This is a genomic window from Paenibacillus sp. EKM10P, assembly GCF_011800655.1.
In the GTDB taxonomy this organism is placed as follows: Bacteria; Bacillota; Bacilli; order Paenibacillales; family Paenibacillaceae; genus Paenibacillus; species Paenibacillus polymyxa.
On sequence record NZ_JAALET010000007.1, the window covers coordinates 15,272 to 33,322 of the forward strand.

An 18,051-nucleotide genomic window follows, 5' to 3' on the forward strand; every position below is an offset into this window, starting at 1 on the left:
AATCAATGAAAAAAGTAATCTATCCCTATACCGATCAATATATCGTAGGCTCCAAAATTGTTCGTGATTCTTTGATTCAGTTAGGTGTTGAAGAGATGCAGATTTCGGATACAGGAATTCCTATTCGGCCGCAATTTTCTCAGTCCATGGAAAGAGTGAAAACGGCAAAGAAGCATGGTTTAGATCCTTATATGCCTACTGTGCTTGTGATGGGAGGAGGTTGCGGCATGATTGGCGATGGGAGCTCTACGATTCAGGAATTTGATCAATTGCCTCAACCTGTACAATTCATCATTGTTTGTGGGCATAATGAAAAGCTTCGAATGGAATTGAGTGAGAAGCTGAAAGGTTCCAAACATCGCATCCATTTAACAGGTTATATTCATTATGTTCATGAGTTAATGGCCGTATCTGACATTATGATTACCAAACCAGGAGGAGTCACGACTTTTGAGGCGATTGCTATGGAGCTGCCGATGCTACTTTGTAAGCCAATTCCTGGTCAAGAACAGGATAATGCCGATTTTTTAGTTCGCTCCGGTGTAGCCATTCATGCAGAGACATCTCGGGATTTAACAAAGCGGCTATCGAAATTGCTAAAATGCAAAACTTCTTCAGGAAATGAAGACAAATACTAAACGGTTCCATCCTAAAGAGTCCGCGTTTGCGTCATTAGAAGTTATTTTTGGAATTGTGAAAATGAACAATAGAGTCAATGGAATAAATATATGCTCCTAAAGAAAGACAAGCATTGATTCATTACTGTTAAAAAGGAGCAGGATTATGGAGCAGACATTCATAATTATCATCAGTGGATTACTCATCTACACGATTATTCCAACCCTTATGGTTCGACTATTTGGAATCGGGGTTTATAAAAGAGGAACGAGCAAGCAGCCCATTGCTTTGACCTTTGATGACGGTCCAGACCCAGAATATACACCTCTTTTGCTTGATTTATTAAAGAAGCACAATATAAAGGTAACCTTTTTTGTTCTTGGTCAAAAAGCGGAGCAATACCCCGATCTAATTCAACGAATGCACAGTGAAGGACATCTTGTTGGAATTCACAATTACGTGCATTGGTCCAATGCCTTGATGAGTCCAAAGAAGGTTCGAGAGCAGGTAAACAAAACGGCCAACGTCATTGATCGTATTATTGGGAAAAGAACCTTTTACTATCGGCCCCCATGGGGAGTTATCAACCTGTTTGACTTTTTTTTGATGAGGAAATTTCGTATGATTCTTTGGTCTGTTATTGTAGGTGATTGGAAAAGCTCTGGCGGCAAGCAAAAAATTAAGCAAAGGCTGCTGTCCAAGTTAAAGGGGGGAGCTGTCATTGTTCTTCATGATAGTGGACAGACGTTCGGAGCAGACAGGGAGGCACCTGCATATATGTTGGAGGCACTAAATGAATTTATCACTGAAGCATTATCTACAGGGTATTCCTTTCATAGAGTAGATGCTGATCGTTAAACGGGCTAAGTACATGAGTTCGAGAAAAATTGAATCGAAAGGTTCTAAAATAAAACTTAAGCCAGGAACACATTTTGTTCGGGCTTAAGTTTTTTTTACTTAGGTCTTTGATGAGGACCATAGGGGTGTCAGACATTTTCCATATTTTAATACAGGCCTTTTATGACAAAGTATCCCTCATTGCGCAAATATGCATGAAAAACGTCTTGAATCTCTGAATCGTCAGCTACAACAAGTATTGTATCCATTACATGGCACCTCTTTTTTTGAGACAGATATATACAAAAGCAGGAGGGAAATGCAGTCCAGCTGGCCGATGTCATCGTGATTTAATTTTTTAACTAATTGGCAAGCATTAGAATGGCACACGAAATCCGGGTATTCTGCCTTCAGATTCTCTCTCATTTTCTTATCTCTTTCGAACAATAACACTTTTGTTGATCCAGTTAATTGTGTCTTCATGCAACGTGTGATAGCACCTGTACCTGACCCAAGCTCTGCAACTGTCTTTACCTCATCCCAGGGTACAGACTCAACCACTTTAGCTGCCAAAAATCGAGAGCTAGGTATGAGGCTTCCCACTCGTTGTGGATTTGTGAGGAAACCTTGCAAAAAAAGCAGATATTCATTGAAATTCATTTGTTTCTTCTCCATGATTTATTTTCTCCCTATTTTTTTCGTTTCGATATAAAAATAGTAACGAAAAAATCTAAGGATTTTACGAGGATATATCTAAAGAAAATCTGAAGAAAGAAACCCTGATATACGCTCGACGGGCTCTATAAAACTTAAGGAAATCTAAACATAATAGAGTTTAATGTTTAATTTGTCGAGTTTTTATGTAAACGCTATCATTATATAATTTTACTTAGAAAGGAGGTGAAAGTAAGAAAACACGGAATATGGTACACATAAGCGATGTACTGCAACAGAGAATCGACTGAAAAGCAGGTGTAGAATGCAAATATAAAAATTTCAGGAGGTAAAGTATGATTAAATTTGGCAAGAAAATGTTAACGGTAGTTCTTGCAGCTTCCATGAGTTTTGGGGTGTTTGCAACAACCTCAAGTGCAGCGACAGACTATTGGCAAAATTGGACCGATGGCGGTGGGACGGTCAATGCTGTTAATGGATCAGGCGGTAATTACAGCGTAACATGGAAGGATACCGGGAATTTTGTTGTCGGTAAAGGCTGGACTACTGGATCGCCCAACAGAACGATTAACTACAATGCCGGTGTCTGGGCGCCGTCTGGTAATGGATATTTGGCTCTCTACGGGTGGACGAGAAACTCACTTATCGAATACTACGTCGTTGATAGCTGGGGAACTTATCGACCTACCGGAACGTATAAAGGTACGGTGACCAGTGATGGAGGCACATATGACATCTACACAACAATGCGATACGACGCACCTTCCATTGAAGGCCAAAAAACGACGTTTATTCAGTACTGGAGTGTTCGACAGACGAAGAGACCGACCGGGGGCAACTCCACGATCACTTTCAGCAACCACGTGAACGCATGGGCGAGCAAAGGAATGCATCTGGGGAACAACTGGTCTTACCAAGTGTTAGCAACAGAAGGATATCAGAGTAGTGGAAGCTCTAACGTAACGGTGTGGTAACCACTCAACTGCAATCGGTTCAACGAACGGGAGCGATTGGCATTTCGTCACGGGGAAAGCAGGATGAGGGCTTAAAACCGTATTACAACATAAACAGGGAAATAACGCCGGAGACAAATACTTATCTGGAAACTGTATACGAAAACCCAACGAATTAGGAATTTGCGATATGTCTGGCAATGTAAAGGAATGGTGTTGGGATTGTTACGGAGACTAAAGGGATACGGTAGTTAATGAAACAGCGACAGTTGAGGATGATTTTTTGTCTACGGCTGTCGCTGTTTTAATGTCTGAGAAGCACATAATACCTAAGGTTGTCGAAAAGATGAGGAGGGGGTATAGTTTATATGTATGTATTTTGCTCGGAAAGAGGTTTATATGGCAACAATTCATGATGTGGCGTTAAAAGCGGGCGTGTCGGTCACTACAGTATCTCGTGTAATGAATAACCGGGGCTATATCAGCGAAGCTACACGCAAAAAAGTGTTCGATGCAATGGAAGAGCTTAATTATCAACCAAATGAAATAGCACGATCCCTGCTACGCAAGCAGTCCAATATCATCGGTCTTATTATTCCCAATGTCTCGCATCCTTTCTTTAGTGAGCTTGCTAATCAGGTGGAGTATTATGCCTATCAGCAGGGGTGCAAGGTTCTACTCTGCAATTCGCATATGGACCCTGTGAAGGAAAAAGTGTATATCGATATGTTAAAACGAAACCGGGTAGACGGCATCATTATGGGCAGCCATACCTTGGAAGTAGAAGAGTACCGACATTTGAATTCACCAATTGTGACATTTGACAGACAGATTGATCCACAAATCCCGTACATATCTTCGGACAATTATCGCGGAGGTGAGCTGGCTACGGAACTGCTCATTCGCAAAGGGTGCCGGAAAATTGCGCATATATGTGGAAATCTGGAGCTGAACATGCTGTCCAATGAGCGGACCACAGCTTTCCGGGATGTCGTGAACAGGAATAGTGTCGAGCATGTAATCGTTCAAACAGACCTGAATGTGTTCGACCAAAAGGAGTACGAGCGATTGATTTCCAAACTCGTTCATGAACATCCAGATGTGGATGGGGTGTTTGCAACAAGCGATATTATTGCAGCTTTTGCGCTGAAAGAATATATCCGCGCCGGACGGCATGTACCGGAGAATGTGCGTATTGTAGGCTTCGATGACGTGAGCGCTGCTTCCTGGCTGACGCCTGAACTTACATCGGTAAGACAGCCAATTGCAGAGATCGGCAGGTTGGCGGTCGAGCTGATTCGTAGACAGGCAGAGGGAGAGCAGGTACAGCCTGTTAATCGGCTGCCTGTTGAACTGATTGAGCGTGCAACGACCTGAATGAAATCTGTTCCTCTAACAAGGGGAACAGATTTTTTTTAGAGAATGTTAAAGGTTTAACATGTCAAACGATTGACATAGAATGATTCTTTGACATATAATCCGTTTGTAAGCGTTTTATTTAAGCGTTCAGAGCCATTACAGAAATAGGGGGATGACAACAGTGAGGAAATTCAAAAGAGTTCAATGGATGGTAATGCTGCTTCTTTTGGTTATGGTGGTGTCTGCATGCGGCGGCTCCGGAGGAGAAGGCAATTCAGCTTCTGGAGGGGGATCAGCGGATTCAGGAAATGTGAAAATTACACTTTTGAACTCTAAGGGTGAAATCCTTTCACAACTTGAGGATGCCGCCAAGGCGTTCCAGAAAGACAATCCCGGCATTACTGTTGAAATCCAGCCGGTTCCGGCCGGTGGATCGCCTTTTGAGCGTGCCTCTGCATTGTATGCATCCGGAAACCCGCCGACCATGATCATGCTTGATACAGGTGATGTGGAGAAATTCAAGGATCGTATCCTCGATCTAAGCGGAGAAAAGTGGAATGCGGACACTGTTGAAAACGCTACCACAACGACGACGTTTGACGGTAAAAATTACGCGTTTCCGCTGGCTGTTGAAGGCTACGGATTCATCTATAACAAAGCGGTTGTTGATAAAGCGGTAGGCGGAAGCTTTGACCCCACCACAATTAAAACCCGAAATGATCTTGAAAAGCTGTTTCAGCAAATCGAGGCATCTGGGAAGAAAGCATTGGTGATTTCACCAATGGATTGGTCCCTAGGCGCTCATTATTTGCCACTTGCTTATGCAGGCCAGAACAAAGACATGGCTGAAGTGGACAAATTTATGGCATCACTGAAAGCGGGCCAGGCTAACTTGGCTACCAATCCAGTATTTAACGGACTTATGGATACATTCGACGTCATGATGAAATACAATATCGATCAGGCTTCCCCACTGGCAGGCGCTTATGAGCGTGGACCAGAACTGCTTGGTAAAGGCGAAGTTGGTATTTGGTTCATGGGCAACTGGGCATGGCCGCAAATCAGCGGTTTTGATACGGCTAACAAAGAATATGGTTTCTTGCCTGTACCCATCAGCAACAATGCTGATGACTACGGTAATCAGGAAATTTCATCCGCTGTTTCCAAGCGTATTGTCATTGACAAGGAGAAGAGTACGCCGGAGCAGCAAGAGGCAGCGAAGAAGTTCCTGAGCTGGATTGTCTATGATGCGAAAGGCCAGGATTTCCTCGTAAACAAAGCGAACATTATCCCAGCGTTCAAAAATATTACACTGCCTGCGGCCGATCCACTTGGCAAATCCATTCAGGATTATATTGCAAAAGGCAAGTCAGAGCAGTCGATGAGCTTGCTGCCGGCCGATCACTGGTCTAAGCTAGGATCTTCCATGCAAAAATATCTGGCGAAGCAGGGCGATCGCGCAACACTGGCTAAGGAAATCGAAAACTACTGGAAAAGCGTAAAATAAGGCTTATTTCAAATTACCCGGAAATAGAGAGAGAAATCCGAAACAAAGAGAGGGATCACCATGATTGCGGAAAAAGGAGTATGGAACCGGCTACGGTCACGGCTGCTGTTCACCGGACCAACCTTGTTTGCCTTCATAACGGTAATGATCATTCCATTTTTGTACGGCATTTATCTGACGTTCACAAATTGGGATGGTATTTCCACGACACTAACGCTGGTTGGCATCCAAAACTATCTGGCCGTTTTTCGGGATATTGAGTTTTGGAAATCGTTCGCCTTGACGCTCAAATATGTATTTTATACCGTTGTTCTTATCAATGTCATCGCTTTTATGCTGGCTTATGTTCTGACTAAAGGGTTAAAAGGACAGAGTATTTTCCGGGCAGGATTTTTCCTGCCCAACCTTGTCGGCGGCATTGTACTCGGTTTTATCTGGCAGTTCATCTTCAACAACGTGCTGGTCTATTTGGGGCAACATGCCGATATTCAGGCGCTCAGCACGACTTGGCTGGCTGATCCTGACAAAGCGTTCTGGACACTCGTGATTGTAACCGTGTGGCAGAACGCGGGTTACATGATGGTCATTTATATTGCAGGATTGACGGGTGTACCGAATGATATTATGGAGGCTGCAAGCATTGATGGGGCGAACAGCTGGACCAGACTGCGGAAAATGGTGCTGCCCTTGATGGTTCCTTCTTTCATCGTATGTATATTTTTGTCCCTGCAGCGTGGGTTTATGGTCTATGACGTCAACCTCGCGCTCACGAAAGGCGGACCGTTCAGTAGTACTCAAATGGTGTCGATGCATGTGTATGAAAAGGCATTCCTTTCCCGTGATTATGGTGTGGGACAGGCAGAAGCATTCGTACTGTTCCTGATGGTTGCTCTCATCACTCTGCTCCAGGTTTATTTTAGCAAGAAGTTGGAGGTGGAGGCGTAATGGCAAGCAAAAAAATCGCTTCCTCCATGATCAAATTCATTGTGCTGACGATCATACTCATATTGTTCATCGTACCGTTCGTCTTTCTGCTGATTAATTCGTTCAAGGATAATATAGACATCACTTCGAATCCGTTATCGCTACCAGAGAGCTTCAATATGGGCAACTATATGAATGCATTTGATAAAATGAATTATATCACTGCCTTCACTAACTCATTGGTCATAACGGTGTTAAGTGTCTTGTTTATCTCCCTGTTCGCGGCGATGACGGCTCATTATTTTGTCAGAAATAATACCAAGTTCAACCAATATACATTTATGCTGATGGTAGCTTCCATGATTATTCCATTCCAGGCCATCATGATTCCATTGGTGAAAATTTACGGCTCACTTGATCTGCTGAACAGCAAATGGTCGCTGATTTACATGTATATCGGTTTTGGTAGCTCGCTGGCCGTCTTCATTTATCATGGATTTGTAAAGAGTATTCCGAAGGAACTGGAGGAAGCGGCGCTGATTGACGGCTGCACGCGGATTCAAACCTTCTTCCGAATCGTGTTTCCGGTATTGATGCCTACGACGGCCACTATTTCCATTCTCAATGTACTGTGGATATGGAATGATTTTCTGCTGCCATCGCTCATTCTGGTCGATCCCGAGCAAAGGACGCTTCCATTGTCCACATACAACTTTTATGGAACCTACACAGTGGATTATGGGCCATTGATGGCAAGTTTGGTACTCACGATATTTCCGATCATTATCATCTATTTGTTCGCCCAAAAATATATTATTCAGGGTGTTATGCAAGGTTCGATTAAATAACTGTAGGAGTAGGATGCCTTATCAAACATACTAGAGTGTATACGAGAGAAAATGCTGATCAATTTATTTCCCAATCCAAGCATATGCTTCGGCCGGATTATCGGCTGAACTATCATTTAATGGCTGAATTTGGCTGGATGAATGATCCGAACGGTTTCATTCAATATAACGGGCAGTATCACTTGTTCTATCAACATTATCCGTATAAATCGGTGTGGGGACCGATGCACTGGGGACACGCAGTCAGCCGCGATCTTATGAAGTGGGACTATCTACCGGTTGCTTTGGCTCCAGACAGTGAGTTCGACCAGGATGGCTGCTTCTCCGGCAGTGCGGTTGAGCAGGACGGGAAGCTTGTCCTGATGTATACCGGACATGTTGTAACCGGGCCCGACAAAGATAAGGATTACAAGCAGTCGCAGGGGATTGCAGTATCAGAAGACGGGGTAACCTTCGATAAGTGGGAGGGCAACCCGGTCATCGGTTATGACGCCATACCGGACAGGGTCAGCCGCAAAGATTTTCGTGATCCCAAGGTGTTCAGGCACGAAGATCATTACTACGTCGTGCTTGGATCTAATGATGCCCAAGGGAACGGGCTTGTACTGCTTTACCGATCTAAAGACTTGAGAAACTGGACGTATGTCAATGTGCTGGCTGTGAGTGACGGACGCTACGGCGATAATTGGGAGTGTCCGGATTTGTTCCCGCTCGGCGATCGGCACGTATTCATGCTATCTCCACAGCGCATGCCTGCTCAGGGAGAAGCATACCGTAATCTGCATTCCACCATGTACGGTATAGGTGATTTCAATGCGGAGGCTGGAACATTTACGGCAGAGCGGTATGCTCAGGTAGATCACGGATTCGATTTCTATGCCCCGCAGTCAACCTTGGATGATCAAGGGCGGCGTATTATCATCGGATGGATGGATATGTGGGAGTCGGAGATGCCGACCCAGCAGGGGCACCATTGGGCTGGGGCGATGAGTCTTCCGCGGGAAGCGGTGATCGACCACGACAGATTGCTGTTCCGTCCGCTTGAAGAGGTGGAGAATTACCGATCCAATCTGTTCGAGCAGCATGATATCTTACTGACAGGCGAGCATATTATGGAAACGTCCGGAGATAGCTACGAGCTGAAGGCGGTATTTGAGTTCGAGGCTGGCCATACGGAGGAATTCGGCTTGAAGCTGAGAGTGGGCGACGAAGAGGAGACGGTACTGTCGTATCGTCCCGATGACGGTCTGTTCCGTTTTAACCGTGAGCGTGCCGGTATCGGACCGGGCGGAGAGAGAAGAGTACCCTTGGGCTTACAAGAGGGACGTTTGGAGCTTCGGATTTTCGTCGATAAAAGCTCTGTGGAAATATTCATCGGTGACGGTGAATACGTCCTCACAGGAAGAGTGTATCCCGGAATGGAATCAACAGGTATTCGTGCATTTGCAAGCGGAAAATGTACGTTGGCCTCGTTCCAGAAATGGGATATTCTCACATAGAATCGCATGACAAACAGGAGCCTGACCGTTGATGGTCAGGTTCCTGTTTTTTGTGGCCATTTTGCTTGTGTAATTTTAGGCGCGCTTATTTTGCAGATAAGCATCAAGATAAGCATCAATTTTGGTGAGGGCTTCTTCTGTACCGCCGGATTGCTGGAAGCTTTCATTAATTTTTTGTACGCCCTCTTTATAGGCTGCGTTTGACACGACCTCACGTACGGCATCTCTTAACGATTGTGCATTGATTTGATCTTTAGTTATTCGATAGCCAGCCTGAAGTTCAGTTAATCGCTGTGCGACCATGGGCTGATCTTTGTCCTGAGGCAGCACCACCAAGGGGACATTAAAGTGAATTCCTTCATTCACACTGTTCATTCCACCATGAGTAATAAAGACATCTGTATGACGTAATACCTCCAATTGAGGTACATAGGGTGAGATGATAAAGTGCTCAGGGGCAGGATTAATTTTCGTAAAGTTAGCTTTTTCGCCAGCCGCAATCACGACGATGCCTTCAAAATCGGAAAAAGCCTCAATGCAGGTGTTAAAAAAGTCCTCAGTATGGTCTAGAACAGTTCCCATCGAAATATACAAAACCTTTTTACCCTGTAGTCTGTCTAGCGGGAATGAATTTTCTCTTTTGCGCTCCGGGAAGCTGGGGCCAATAAAAAGATGCTCGTCCCCAAATTGTCCACCATTCGGTTGAAAATATCTGCTCGTATATACGACATTCAAAGCTCCTGAATTGTTCATAAATTGAACCAGCTCTTTGGGAGCAACACCGAACCTTTCTTTCATGAGATGCAGTGAAGATGTGACTTGTTCATCAGGCTGAAACGGTACTTTAGCGTCGGAGCGGAAGAGATTGGCAGCCATCAGATGATTTGAAATGAGAAAAGATGGGGATGAAGAAATGCCTGGAATATTCAAATAATCTCTTACTAATTCACCAGCTCCGAATCGATCATAGAACACCAAGTCAAATTGAATACGCTCGGACAGCTCCTGAGTGATGGCTAAGATGTCCATCGAAGTCTGGATATGAATATTCAAAAATGCGTTCAGTCCTGCCGGAGTGTTGGTATCAATGGAAGCAGTCCTGACCAGATCAGGATGCAGGTGAACCTTCGCTCCAACTGCTTCGAGTCTATTCTTGTATTTCTCAGTTGTAATGTAATGAACCTGGTCCCCTCGTGCTGCAAAGGCTTGTGTGATCCCAAGCGTGGGGTTTACATGTCCTTCTGCCGGAAAATTAACCATTAATACATTTAACATCCATCCTTACTCCTTTCCTTCTCTTTCATTTAAGATGCAGTTTTAACTGAATCTCTCAATCCATAATAACAATAATATTTATTTTTTCAAATGATATCCTTTCATAATTGCGTTTTAAAACAGTCAACATAATTCAAAAGAATAAGACAAGGACATGTTGGCATGAAATGTGTATAACAAATATTTACCTCGTGCATAGTAAAGACGAACCTATTTAGCGAGGGAGGTTTTTTCTAAATGAATGTCCAAAGAGCACAAGAAATAGCGTCCTCTTCCATCATGGCAAATGTGTTGTGCGATGGGTTACCCATCTACATTCAGCATGTGAACGAACAACGTGAGACGGCACGAATCTATGCGCTGAACAATCCGGAAGAGGAACGGGAAGTGCCTTTGTACGCGTTAACAGAACGAGATCAAACCCTTGAATAGAAAGGAGCGATATGAAAAGTGAAACCCAATCAACAGAAAGAAATCGAGGCAGATCGTTTGAATTTTCGTGATCAGACGGACGATGTGGTCAGAGAAGTACCGGCCACAACAGATGCCAGCGAAGCTGTTGCAGCAATGACCTCGCATATCAATAAATATGATGTACCAGATGAGTTGGAAGAAGAATAGGGAGTGGACAAGCGCGCACAGGATAACCTGTTGCGTGCTTTTTATATGACGTATAATTGGATCGTATCGAACAAAAAGTATTCAATGCCCAAACGTACAAGTGAAGCTGCCCGTGTGTACGTTTTTTTCTTTTCGTTTTTTTGTAAAATAAGTTATACATGATTTCTGTTCAAACGAAATGGACCAGCTGCTCATAGCGGCATTGTCTCTAATAAGTTGAAAAGCATGAATTCAGAATTGTAGGAGGGAATTATGAACGATGAATTCAATGTACAGGTTCAAAATCTAGATCCGGAAATAAGTGCAGGTGAAGTTGAGAACAAGGACATTTCGAAAATATTAACTATTATATGGATTTTTATAATTTATAGTGAGTCTGTCATTCTTCAACATTTGTTCGGTGGTTTATATCTGCTGCAAAGTTCCTTGTTTACTGTAATCATCATATTGCACATCCTCTTGTACTTGCATGCTCATAGAGTTGCAAAATATTTTTCATGGGCTTATTTTGTTGTACAAGGGGGCTTGATCTTTGCAAGTGCATTTCTTCTACCTGACAGTTTCTCCATAGTACTGGTGGGGCTAATGCCCGTTTTGGTGGGTCAGAGTATAGGTATTTATTATAAGCCGCTCAAGGTTATTCTTGTATTTTTGATCTCCTATGTGCTTTTTTGTGTGGCTGTGGTCTCTCACAATGAGGGCAGGCAATTTGTGTTGTTCATCCCGCTATTTTTTCTAATTGTCGTTGTTATAGTAGCTTATGCGGTTCTTTTTCTCAAACAAGTCAAAGCACGAATCCGCACGCAAAATGTTCTGAAAGAGCTTGAAGCCGCACATCAAAAGGTGGAAGAACTTACAATTGCCAATGAACGACAACGTATGGCTCGTGATCTGCATGATACGCTGGCTCAAGGGCTTGCTGGGCTAATCATGCAGCTTGAAGCCATTGATGCTCATCTGACAAAAGGAAGTACGCAAAGGGCTCAGGAGATCGTCCAACAATCGATGTCACAAGTGCGAAGAACATTGTCTGATTCGAGACGAGCTATAGACAATCTGCGTTCGAAAACCATCTCGGAGGTTGATTTTGCAGAGGCCGTGGAGGAAGAAATACAGCGATTTACTATGGCTACGAGCATTCGAGTAATACGCAACATCAAAATTAAAGCTTCCGTCCCCAGACTGTTGTTCGAACATGGATTGTTTATAATAAGCGAATGTTTAACCAATGTAGCGAAGCATTCACATGCGAATACCGTATGGATTCATATTTTAGATAACGAAGGCAAGATTGAAATCGAGATTCGCGATGATGGCAAAGGATTTGATAAGGATATTATTGCCAAGCAGACAGGACATTACGGAATTATAGGTATGCATGAACGTGTACGGATGCTGGGTGGAAACATAAATATCAACAGTATAGTTCAAGAAGGTACAGCTATAAAAATAGAGGCGCCTCTTACTAAAGGAGACCTATCATGAAATACAAGATTTTAATCGTCGATGATCATTGGGTCGTTAGAGAAGGGTTAAAGCTGGTGTTGGAGACCAATGACAGCTATGAAGTTATTGGTGAAGCCGGAGAAGGTACAACAGCTCTTAAACTGATCGAAGAACTCCAACCGGATGTCATATTGTTGGATTTATATATGCCACAAATGAGTGGTTTGGAAACTATGAAAGCCCTCAGAGAAAAACAAAATGAAACGCCAGTCATTATCCTGACTACCTATAACGAAGATGATCTCATGATTAAAGGACTTTCTTTAGGGGCAAAGGGATATTTATTAAAAGATACCAGTCGGGAAAACTTATTTCGCACGATTGAGTCAGCACTTAGAGGCGAAACGTTGCTTCAGCCAGAAATAACAGCTAGGGTGTTCGCTGCAACGAATAAGAAAGAAGCCAAGCCAGAGCCGCACGAAAGCAGCTTAGTTCTTACTGATAAGGAAAGGCACATATTAAAGTCGGTTGCACACGGTTTTAAAAGCAAAGAAATTGCCTTTGATATGGGAATTTCCGAGCGTACCGTCAAAGCGCATTTAACGAATATTTATAACAAGCTTGGTGTTGATTCTAGATCCGAAGCCGTTGCCGTTTCGTTGGAGCGTGGTATTTTACAGCTTTAGAGATGTTAACTAAATATATGTTATTTCATTGCCCAGTCGTACATAAGGTGCTTGCCCCTTTGTACGATTTTTTTGTGTGTTCATTGTTATAACATGAAAAAAGAAATGAAAAAGTTTACTTGACCCACGGGTTGCTGATAGCACCTTTAGAAGAGAGAATCAGGGAGGATGACATGAAGTTGAAGAGAAAAGAAATCAGGATCATGATTACAGGGATTGCATTAGCTATAGTAGCTTCCGGTTGCTCCAGTGCAACGGAGAACTCTGTAACACAAGCCAGTCACCCGGTAAAAGTAGAGAAACTTGTAATGAAACCTTTGGCCAATGATTTTAATTTGGCAGGAACATTGCAGTCAAGTAATGAAGCTAGTGTTTCCTTTGAAGCGGATGGACGTATATTGAACACTATGGTGGAGGTAGGGGATTCCGTAGAAAAAGGGAGCGTCCTTGCGAAGTTGGATACATCTGCCTACCAGTTGCAGCTGGATCGGGCCAAGGCAACCATGGAGAAGGCAAAGGCTGGTCTTAGCCAAGCGGAGGCTTCCATTCAATCGGCACAGGCTGGTATCCATAGTTCGCAATCCCAGGTCGATGCGGCCCAATCGAAATTGCAGGAATTGAACAATGGCGCCAAAAAACAGGAAATTGCCCAGTCACAAAATGCGGTTACTGCGGCAACCAATGCTTACAATAAGAAAAAGGCGGATGCCGCACGGACGCAGAGCCTGTTCCAGGCAGGCGCAGCATCATTGTCGGAAAATGAGAATGCACAGCTGGAATTAACGAATGCACAAAAAAGTTTAAGTGACGCACAAGAGCAGCTGTCTCTCTTGCTTGCAGGCGCCTCGCAGGAACAACGTACCCAGGCTTCAGCTGGTATAGAGCAGGCCAGAGCAGGGCTGGAGACCGCTATGGCTACGAAACAGCAAGGGCTAGCCAGTAAAGCTCAAGCGCAGGCAACCTATGAGGATGCATTGGCTGCTTATGAACAGTCATCCTTGTCACTTAAAAAAGCGACTTTAACCTCCCCGATCACTGGCGTGGTCATTGAAAAAAAAGTAGCCGATGGTCAACTGGGCTCCAGTGGAAGTGAGGCATTCATTGTCGGGAATATCAAGACCTTAAAAGTACTTCTGCCCGTACCGGATAGCGAAATCTTATCATGGAAGAAAAACCAAAAAGTAAATATTTCTCTCTATGATGAAATTAGAACAGGGACTGTTACTCAAATCTATCCATCCACGAATACCAAAACGGGCAGTATTAATGTGGAAGTTAGCATTCCTAATCCTGAACTGAATTGGAAACCTGGTCAAGTCATCAGCGCATCTAAAAGTGTGAATCAAGCGGAAGCACTGTTAGTGCCTGTGGAAGCCGTGATTAGCAATGGAAGTGACCCTTATATATTTAAAGCTGTGAATGGTAAGGCTGTTAAAACCACGATTAAAGTGGGAAAAGTGACGAATAATCAATTCGAAGTTCTCTCCGGACTACAGGCAGGCGATCAAATCGTTACACAAGGAGCAGGAACCTTATTTAATGGCGATTTAATTGGGAATGATGTGCTTGGGAAAGCGGAGGAGTCGTCCGAATGATTAAATATATTGTTAAAAAGCAGAAAATTACGCTTATTTTCTTTGGCATGTGCATACTGCTAGGGCTCTTCAATTTTACATCATTACCCAAACAGGAGCAGCCTGATGTTATTCCCATGACCGCCAGTGTTACAACGATCTATCCGGGTGCCTCACCTGAAAGAATCGAGCAAACCATTACTAAGATCATGGAACAGAAAATTAAAGCTGTGCAAGGTGTCAAAACGATTTCCTCTACTTCATCGAAAGGCCAATCCAGTATCATCATAGAAGCTTTGAATGATGCGGACCCGACCAAAGTATGGGCTGATCTTCGTACAAAGGTGCAGGATGCACAATCTGAGCTTCCAGAGGACGCGATGCAGCCTATGATCAATGATAGCATGACTAGCTCTTTCATTGGTTCATATGCGATTACTTCTGATAAGGTGGAGGATTTATACTCGTTAAATGAATTAATGAACAGATGGAAAGATCAATTAAAAACGGTTCCCGGTATTTCGCAGGTTAATATTCAAGGGATACCCGAGCAAGAGGTACGAGTTAGTTTAGACACGCAAAAGATGCAACAATATAACCTCTCCTGGGAACAAGTCGTCCAAGCAATCAAGGATGAGAATGATAGAGTACCTACAGGAAGCATGGATTTCAATGAGCGTACTTATCAGCTGACGGTAAATGCCTCAACGGACCCATCGATTCTGAATAATGTCCAGATTTCAAGCAATGACGATGGATTTCCGATATCTTTGAAGGATATAGGTACTGCCTCGCTTGTTTTTAAAAAAGCAGCTAGTTATACGTATGTGAATACCAAGCCTGCTATTTCGATCAGTGTGAGTGGAGATATAGGCACAGACGTGCCTACAGTTTCCAAGGCAACAACAGCTAAAATCAATGAACTTGCGAGCAGTTTGCCGAAGAATGTACATTTTGAACTGCTTTTTGCACAAAATGATCGAGTGAGTGAAATATTTGGAAATCTGACCAAAGAGATGATTATTGCTATTTTATCGGTCATTGTGATATGTACTTTAGGTTTGAATTTGCTAACTTCTGCATTTGTAGCGTTGGCCATTCCTGTTTCCATCGCCATCGGCTTTATTTTCTTGCCCATGACAGGAACTACGCTGAATCAAATATCAGTTATCGGACTCATCATCGTGCTAGGGATATTGGTTGATGATGCGGTCGTGGTCAATGACAACATTGAACGCCGACGCTCTGAATTTGGGGAAAATGCTACGGAGGCAGCCATTAAAGGAACCAAAGAGGTATCCTTATCGATCGTTACAGCTACGCTAGCTACGGTTGCAGCATTTGCCCCGCTGTTATTCCTGCCGGGTAATATCGGAGACTTTATTAAACCGATCCCTACCGTTATTTCGTTAACCATGCTGGCTTCCATGATTATGTCGCTAACGATTATTCCTATTTTCCGCCAATGGTATGATCAACGTCGTAAAGGAAAAGAGAGGAACCAAACCGTTAAGCCACCTGGGCTTCTGGGGCATCAAATCCAGTCTCTATCCAATGTGTACTCTAAAAACTGGATGCCAAGAATACTACGGCGTCCACTTTTAACAGCGCTGGTTGGTCTTATGATTGGTACAGCCGCTTATGGACTACTTGCGGTTGTTCCCATTCAACTATTCCCAGAATCCGATCAAGCAGATGCCACCATCAGCGTAACGATGCCAGAAGGGACGTCGTTGCAGGCAACCAATCGGGTTATTAACGAGATTGGCATGTGGGTCAAAAAACAACCAGAAACAGAACGGCTGTCGGCAACGGCAGGTGGAGGAGCGCCTCAGATGTATAGCGATGTTGCAGGCGGTCACGGCTCCGGGGGAGCGGTCAACGGTCAACTTGCTGTCGTTGGAAAAGAGGGGCTATTCGATCTCCAAAAAACAGTGGATAGCTGGACTCATACGCTTCAAGCCAAATATCCATCTGCATTGATCAGCATTCGGGTTCCTCAATTAGGTATCCCGGTCGGCAGTGCGGTGTCTATCCGTATGAAGGGAGAAGACATCGATAAACTGCAAAACATGACAGCTAAAGTCAAAGAAATGGTTGCGGCGACCCCCGGAGCTGTTGATGTGACCGATAATATGGGAATGCAAAGCTATAATCTGAATTTCCAAGTCAATCCACAAGCATTGGATAAATATCGGGTTAGCTATTCCAATTTGACACGTACGCTGCTGTTAATGGGTGACGGAGTTAATGTAACGGATTTTGATACAGGTAAGGAACTACTGGATATCAATATATACATGAATAAACCAAACGATGATCCTGAGGTATTGTTCCAGCAATTAAGTGTAACCAATGCGGCAAAAGAGCAAATTCCCTTATCCCAGTTAGTCACGATGAAACCGGACTTTTCCATTCAGCAAATCCACCGCTATGATTTGGAGCGGACAGTAACGATCTCAGCCAATGCGAATGGGCGTACGGCTACAGAACTCACTAATGACATCCGTAGCAAACTAACCCATACACAGTTTGAACCAGGCTATACCTGGGAGATGGGCGGAGAAACATCCGCGCAATCTGATATTTTTACAGATCTGGGCAAGTTAGCTATTATTGTTGTGTTTCTCATCCTGCTCTTGATCACGATGCAGTTTTACTCCGTCTCCACACCGCTCATTATTATGACCACTGTGTATCTGGCAGCGGCAGGCGGAATTCTTGGAAGCTTTATTTCAGGCATGCCAATTGGATTCATGAGTATTATGGGTATCATTTCACTGGCCGGTATCGTCGTGCGCAACGGTATTGTGTTGATAGAGTTTATTGAAGATGCGCGGCGTGAAGGAGCCGAACTGACAGACGCAATTCTTATGGCATGTTCTGCCCGTTTCCGTCCGATCTTGCTTACTTCGCTAACTGCGATTGTGGGTATGATCCCTATTGCCACAATAGGGGAAATCCTCTTCAAACCGTTGGCAACGACCATTATTTTTGGACTGATCTTTTCGACCATTTTAACCTTGTTTGTTGTTCCGACTCTGTATATGGTCGTAGCTCATCTGAAGCGGAAGCAGAAGCAGGAAAAGTCTATAAATACCGATAGCTCATTGACCATGTAGGTAAATACAGATAAGAATATACTGCAATTTTTCTTATAAATATGGATCGTACATGAGGCGAATGTCTTTATGTACGATCTTTTTATTTGTTGACAGAGTCAACAAAT

At 43.7% G+C, this 18,051-nt stretch carries 16 protein-coding genes and 1 pseudogene; 15 read left to right on the top strand and 2 right to left on the bottom strand.

The genetic code is table 11. The features are described 5' to 3' along the window. Positions 1-5 precede the first annotated feature (5 nt). On the top strand, positions 6-638 hold the full coding sequence (locus tag HFE01_RS16855) for a glycosyltransferase (RefSeq protein ID WP_243208209.1): 633 nt from the start codon (positions 6-8) through the stop codon (positions 636-638). A 145-nt stretch (positions 639-783) separates the two neighbouring features. Continuing rightward, complete coding sequence (locus HFE01_RS16860; protein WP_167438561.1) at positions 784-1,476, top strand: polysaccharide deacetylase family protein; 693 nt, start codon at positions 784-786, stop codon at positions 1,474-1,476. A gap of 222 nt (positions 1,477-1,698) precedes the next feature. On the opposite strand, the gene HFE01_RS16865 is transcribed toward HFE01_RS16860, so the two are convergent. Next, on the bottom strand, positions 1,699-2,130 hold the full coding sequence (locus tag HFE01_RS16865) for a hypothetical protein (protein WP_243208210.1): 432 nt from the start codon (positions 2,128-2,130) through the stop codon (positions 1,699-1,701). 335 nt (positions 2,131-2,465) lie between these two features. Between HFE01_RS16865 and HFE01_RS16870 the strand changes: the two genes are divergently transcribed. The 7 genes and pseudogenes from HFE01_RS16870 to HFE01_RS16900 all read left to right on the top strand — a co-directional run bounded on the left by HFE01_RS16870 (position 2,466) and on the right by HFE01_RS16900 (position 9,220). Next, the gene (locus HFE01_RS16870; RefSeq protein WP_031462284.1) at positions 2,466-3,104 is read left to right on the top strand and encodes a glycoside hydrolase family 11 protein; all 639 of its coding nucleotides are present in this window, start codon (positions 2,466-2,468) and stop codon (positions 3,102-3,104) included. A 112-nt stretch (positions 3,105-3,216) separates the two neighbouring features. Then, positions 3,217-3,321 (top strand): annotated as a pseudogene (locus HFE01_RS16875) (SUMF1/EgtB/PvdO family nonheme iron enzyme); the annotation flags it as partial. A gap of 134 nt (positions 3,322-3,455) precedes the next feature. Continuing rightward, positions 3,456-4,460, top strand: a complete 1,005-nt coding sequence (locus HFE01_RS16880) for a LacI family DNA-binding transcriptional regulator (protein WP_045244976.1) — start codon at positions 3,456-3,458, stop codon at positions 4,458-4,460. A gap of 163 nt (positions 4,461-4,623) precedes the next feature. Continuing rightward, complete coding sequence (locus HFE01_RS16885) at positions 4,624-5,949, top strand: ABC transporter substrate-binding protein (protein WP_167438562.1); 1,326 nt, start codon at positions 4,624-4,626, stop codon at positions 5,947-5,949. Between the two features lie 60 nt (positions 5,950-6,009). After that, a complete protein-coding gene (locus HFE01_RS16890; protein WP_017425609.1) occupies positions 6,010-6,894 on the top strand; it encodes a carbohydrate ABC transporter permease in 885 nt (294 codons plus the stop codon). Further along, complete coding sequence (locus tag HFE01_RS16895) at positions 6,894-7,721, top strand: carbohydrate ABC transporter permease (protein WP_017425608.1); 828 nt, start codon at positions 6,894-6,896, stop codon at positions 7,719-7,721. Before HFE01_RS16890 ends, HFE01_RS16895 begins: the two co-directional genes overlap by 1 nt. A gap of 35 nt (positions 7,722-7,756) precedes the next feature. Next, positions 7,757-9,220, top strand: coding sequence for a glycoside hydrolase family 32 protein (locus tag HFE01_RS16900; RefSeq protein WP_017425607.1), 1,464 nt, complete (start codon positions 7,757-7,759; stop codon positions 9,218-9,220). Between the two features lie 75 nt (positions 9,221-9,295). On the opposite strand, the gene HFE01_RS16905 is transcribed toward HFE01_RS16900, so the two are convergent. Next, positions 9,296-10,495 carry a macrolide family glycosyltransferase gene (locus HFE01_RS16905; RefSeq protein WP_017425606.1) on the bottom strand — a complete coding sequence of 400 codons (1,200 nt, stop codon included), beginning with the start codon at positions 10,493-10,495 and terminating at the stop codon, positions 9,296-9,298. Positions 10,496-10,732: 237 nt separating this feature from the next. Between HFE01_RS16905 and HFE01_RS16910 the strand changes: the two genes are divergently transcribed. From HFE01_RS16910 to HFE01_RS16935, 6 genes are all read left to right on the top strand, one after another. Beyond that, complete coding sequence (locus HFE01_RS16910; protein WP_016820419.1) at positions 10,733-10,927, top strand: H-type small acid-soluble spore protein; 195 nt, start codon at positions 10,733-10,735, stop codon at positions 10,925-10,927. A gap of 18 nt (positions 10,928-10,945) precedes the next feature. Then, positions 10,946-11,116: a hypothetical protein gene (locus HFE01_RS16915; RefSeq protein ID WP_013373210.1), complete on the top strand. Its 171-nt coding sequence runs from the start codon at positions 10,946-10,948 to the stop codon at positions 11,114-11,116. Positions 11,117-11,368: 252 nt separating this feature from the next. After that, positions 11,369-12,601 (top strand): sensor histidine kinase, encoded by a 1,233-nt coding sequence (locus HFE01_RS16920; protein WP_017425605.1) that lies wholly within the window; start codon positions 11,369-11,371, stop codon positions 12,599-12,601. After that, positions 12,598-13,248 carry a response regulator gene (locus tag HFE01_RS16925; protein WP_016820417.1) on the top strand — a complete coding sequence of 217 codons (651 nt, stop codon included), beginning with the start codon at positions 12,598-12,600 and terminating at the stop codon, positions 13,246-13,248. The genes HFE01_RS16920 and HFE01_RS16925 overlap by 4 nt, the downstream gene beginning before the upstream one ends. A gap of 173 nt (positions 13,249-13,421) precedes the next feature. Next, positions 13,422-14,843, top strand: a complete 1,422-nt coding sequence (locus tag HFE01_RS16930; protein WP_016820416.1) for an efflux RND transporter periplasmic adaptor subunit — start codon at positions 13,422-13,424, stop codon at positions 14,841-14,843. Next, complete coding sequence (locus HFE01_RS16935; protein ID WP_016820415.1) at positions 14,840-17,944, top strand: efflux RND transporter permease subunit; 3,105 nt, start codon at positions 14,840-14,842, stop codon at positions 17,942-17,944. The genes HFE01_RS16930 and HFE01_RS16935 overlap by 4 nt, the downstream gene beginning before the upstream one ends. Positions 17,945-18,051: the final 107 nt, after the last annotated feature.

Excerpts from the sequence above, each read along its gene's own strand:
- HFE01_RS16855 (WP_243208209.1), top strand. The coding sequence starts at position 6 with ATGAAAAAAGTAATCTATCCCTATACCGATCAATATATCGTAGGCTCC.
- HFE01_RS16860 (WP_167438561.1), top strand. The coding sequence starts at position 784 with ATGGAGCAGACATTCATAATTATCATCAGTGGATTACTCATCTACACG.
- HFE01_RS16865 (WP_243208210.1), bottom strand. The coding sequence starts at position 2,130 with ATGGAGAAGAAACAAATGAATTTCAATGAATATCTGCTTTTTTTGCAA.
- HFE01_RS16870 (WP_031462284.1), top strand. The coding sequence starts at position 2,466 with ATGATTAAATTTGGCAAGAAAATGTTAACGGTAGTTCTTGCAGCTTCC.
- HFE01_RS16880 (WP_045244976.1), top strand. The coding sequence starts at position 3,456 with ATGTATTTTGCTCGGAAAGAGGTTTATATGGCAACAATTCATGATGTG.
- HFE01_RS16890 (WP_017425609.1), top strand. The coding sequence starts at position 6,010 with ATGATTGCGGAAAAAGGAGTATGGAACCGGCTACGGTCACGGCTGCTG.
- HFE01_RS16895 (WP_017425608.1), top strand. The coding sequence starts at position 6,894 with ATGGCAAGCAAAAAAATCGCTTCCTCCATGATCAAATTCATTGTGCTG.
- HFE01_RS16905 (WP_017425606.1), bottom strand. The coding sequence starts at position 10,495 with ATGTTAAATGTATTAATGGTTAATTTTCCGGCAGAAGGACATGTAAAC.
- HFE01_RS16910 (WP_016820419.1), top strand. The coding sequence starts at position 10,733 with ATGAATGTCCAAAGAGCACAAGAAATAGCGTCCTCTTCCATCATGGCA.
- HFE01_RS16920 (WP_017425605.1), top strand. The coding sequence starts at position 11,369 with ATGAACGATGAATTCAATGTACAGGTTCAAAATCTAGATCCGGAAATA.
- HFE01_RS16925 (WP_016820417.1), top strand. The coding sequence starts at position 12,598 with ATGAAATACAAGATTTTAATCGTCGATGATCATTGGGTCGTTAGAGAA.
- HFE01_RS16930 (WP_016820416.1), top strand. The coding sequence starts at position 13,422 with ATGAAGTTGAAGAGAAAAGAAATCAGGATCATGATTACAGGGATTGCA.
- HFE01_RS16935 (WP_016820415.1), top strand. The coding sequence starts at position 14,840 with ATGATTAAATATATTGTTAAAAAGCAGAAAATTACGCTTATTTTCTTT.